At 67.4% G+C, this 2,938-nt stretch carries 4 protein-coding genes; 3 read left to right on the forward strand and 1 reads right to left on the reverse strand.

The window, feature by feature from the left end; genetic code table 11:
- On the reverse strand, positions 1–365 hold a 365-nt coding region (locus Q1W68_RS05005), incomplete at its 3' end, for an SIMPL domain-containing protein (protein WP_300715747.1).
- A 127-nt stretch (positions 366–492) separates the two neighbouring features.
- Between Q1W68_RS05005 and Q1W68_RS05010 the strand changes: the two genes are divergently transcribed.
- From Q1W68_RS05010 to Q1W68_RS05020, 3 genes are all read left to right on the forward strand, one after another.
- Positions 493–1,677: a DNA polymerase IV gene (locus Q1W68_RS05010; protein ID WP_300715750.1), complete on the forward strand. Its 1,185-nt coding sequence runs from the start codon at positions 493–495 to the stop codon at positions 1,675–1,677.
- Between the two features lie 94 nt (positions 1,678–1,771).
- The gene (locus Q1W68_RS05015; RefSeq protein ID WP_300655938.1) at positions 1,772–2,038 is read left to right on the forward strand and encodes a hypothetical protein; all 267 of its coding nucleotides are present in this window, start codon (positions 1,772–1,774) and stop codon (positions 2,036–2,038) included.
- A gap of 55 nt (positions 2,039–2,093) precedes the next feature.
- A complete protein-coding gene (locus tag Q1W68_RS05020; RefSeq protein WP_300715748.1) occupies positions 2,094–2,936 on the forward strand; it encodes an enoyl-CoA hydratase-related protein in 843 nt (280 codons plus the stop codon).
- Positions 2,937–2,938 lie beyond the last annotated feature (2 nt).

The following is a 2,938-nucleotide window of genomic DNA, read 5'->3' on the forward strand; positions in this document are numbered from 1 at the left end:
CCGGTGCCGTTGAAGCGGAACGGCTGGTTGCCCTGCGCGTACTCGCGGGTGAACAGGTCCTGCACCTGCAGCGGTTTCGCTTCCACCTCGGCCTCGGTGAAACCGCGTTCTTTCAAGAAGGCAGCCACCTTGTCGCGGTCGCCCGCCAGCGCCTGCTGCACGCCGCCAAAGTCGTTGCCCGCGCGGCGGAACGAGAGCGTCCAGACCGCGAAGTCGCTCTCCACGTCCTTTTCGGCCAGCCCCTTGACCGTGACCGAGCGGTCCGACATGCGAAAGCGCTCCAGTCCCTGGCTCACGGCGAAGCCGGCGATGGCAATGCCGGCGGCGATCAACAGGGCGGTGACGAGGCGGGTGATGGCGTTCATGAAGCGTTCTCCAAAGGCGGCGCGCCGGGCGGTGGCCGGCGTCTCGCAGCATGGTAATCCCGCTATGCTCGACCGCGTGAACGCTCCCAACGACGAGACCCGGCCCCGGCGCATTGCCCACCTGGACATGGACGCGTTTTTTGCGTCGGTGGAGTTGCTGCGTTACCCGCAACTCAAGGGCCTGCCGGTGGTGATCGGCGGCGGCCGGCGGCGCGCGGACGACCTGCTCCAGCGCCTGCGGGAGGCCTACCCGGACCGCGAATGGGCCACCGACAGCCTGGACCACATCCCGGTCGACTTCTTCCCGCGCCTGGCTGGCTACACCGGGCGCGGCGTGGCCACCACCGCCACCTACGCGGCGCGCCAGTTCGGCGTGGGCTCGGCCATGGGGTTGATGAAGGCCGCCAAGCTGTGCCCGCAAGCGATCCTGCTGCCGGTGGACTTTGAAGAGGTGCGCCGCATTTCGCGCCTGTTCAAAAGCACCATCCGCGACATCGCGCCGGTGGTGGAAGACCGGGGCGTGGACGAGGTGTACATCGACTTCACCCACGTGCCGGGCGGACAGCGCGAGGGCGGACGCGTGCTGGCGCGCCTGATCCAGAAGAGCATCTTCCATGCCACCGGGCTCACCTGCTCCATCGGCGTGGCGCCCAACAAGCTCATCGCCAAGATGGCGAGCGAGTTCAACAAGCCCAACGGCATCAGCATCGTGCAGACCGACGACCTGCAAACGCTGATCTGGCCACTGCCCTGCCGCAAGATCAACGGCGTGGGCCCCAAGGCCGACGAGAAGCTGAAGGGCCACGGCATCCACACCATCGGCGAGCTGGCGCAGCGCGAGCGCGGCTGGTTGATCGACAACTTCGGCAAGAGCTACGGCGCGTGGCTGCACGAGGTGTCGTGGGGCCGGGACGAGCGCCCGGTGCAAACCGAGAGCGAGCCGGTCAGCATGAGCCGCGAGACCACCTTCGAGCGCGACCTGCACGCCGTGCGCGACCGCGCCGAGCTCGGCGCCATCTTCACCCGCTTGTGCGAGCAGGTGGCCAACGACCTGCACGCCAAGGGCTACGCGGGCAAGACCATCGGCATCAAGCTGCGCTACGACAACTTCCAGAGCGTGACGCGCGACACCACCATCGATCACTTCACGCAGGACACCGCCACCATCCGGCGCCAGGCGGGGTTGTGCCTCAAGCGGGTGGATCTCTCCCGGCGCATCCGGCTGCTGGGTGTGCGCGTGGGCTCCCTGACCAAGGCGGGCGAACTCGCCGCCACCGAGGCGCCCGTCCCCCTGGCGGACCAGCTGTTCTGACGAGCCGCACCGGTTGACGGCTTCCGACGCCAAACCTACATTGGCGGAACACGAATGTCGGCCGGCATTCCGGGGGTCTGCCATGCATCTTTTCATGAGACTGGATGAACTGGAACGCATCAAGCGCTGGCACGCGGCGCACCGCCAGGAGCACCCGTTGGAATACCAGCTCTGGGACGGCGTGCTCACCGCGTGGCTCATGGGCTGGGTGGGCTGCATGCCCGTCGTGATCATGCAGACCCTGTGGCTGCTGCCGGCGTGCCTGGTGGGTATCTGGACACCGGGTCTGTACGTGCGCTGGCGCCAGCGGGTGCACGCGGCACACCGCGTGCGCTGCGACTGGATCGATCTGGCAGACTGACCGCGTCCAACCCGCGACAGGTCACCAGGCCGCCCGCGGACTACATTGATCCACCATGAACACATCCACCTGCTTTGCGCTCGACATGGCCAACCATGTCGCGCACCTCGTGATGAGCCGTCCCGCCGAGCTCAACACCATGAACCCCACCTTCTGGCGCGAGCTCGACGAGGTGCTCACCCGACTGCACAGCGAGGGCACGGCACGGGCGCTCGTCATCAGCAGCACCGGCAAACATTTCAGCGCCGGCATGTCGCTGGACACCTTCGCAGGCGCCATCAGCATGGACGACCAGAGCCCGGAAGGCCGCGCCGCCATCTTCGACCTGCTCACCGACATGCAGGCCACCTTCACCAAGCTGGAGAACCTGCGCATCCCGGTGATCTGCGCCATCCAGGGCGGCTGCATCGGCGGCGCGGTCGACATGGTCACGGCCGCCTGCATCCGGTATGCCTCGGCCGACGCGTTCTTCTGCATCCAGGAAATCAACATCGGCATGGTGGCCGACGTGGGCACGCTGCAGCGCCTGCCCAAGCTGATCCCGCTGGCGGTGGTGAAGGAGCTGGCGTACACCGGCCGTCGTCTGCCCGCGAGCAAAGCGCTGGGTTACGGTCTGGTCAACGAGGTGTTCGACACGCACGAGGCCACGGTGGCTGCGGCGCTGCAGTGCGCCCGCGAGGTCGCGTCCAAACCACCGGTGGCCATCTGGGGCACCAAACAGGCGGTGAACTACGCGCGCGACCACTCGGTGGAAGACAGCCTGCGCCAGATGGGCTGGCTGCAAGGCGCTGTGTGGAGCAACGCGCACGTGCGCGAGGCGATCGCGGCCATGAAGGAGAAACGCGCGGGCGATTTCACGCCGCTCTCGGCCCTGCAGTCGTTCAAGGCGTTGGGCTGAGC

The sequence above is a fragment of the Hydrogenophaga sp. genome, from assembly GCF_030158645.1.
Classification (GTDB): Bacteria; Pseudomonadota; Gammaproteobacteria; order Burkholderiales; family Burkholderiaceae_C; genus Hydrogenophaga.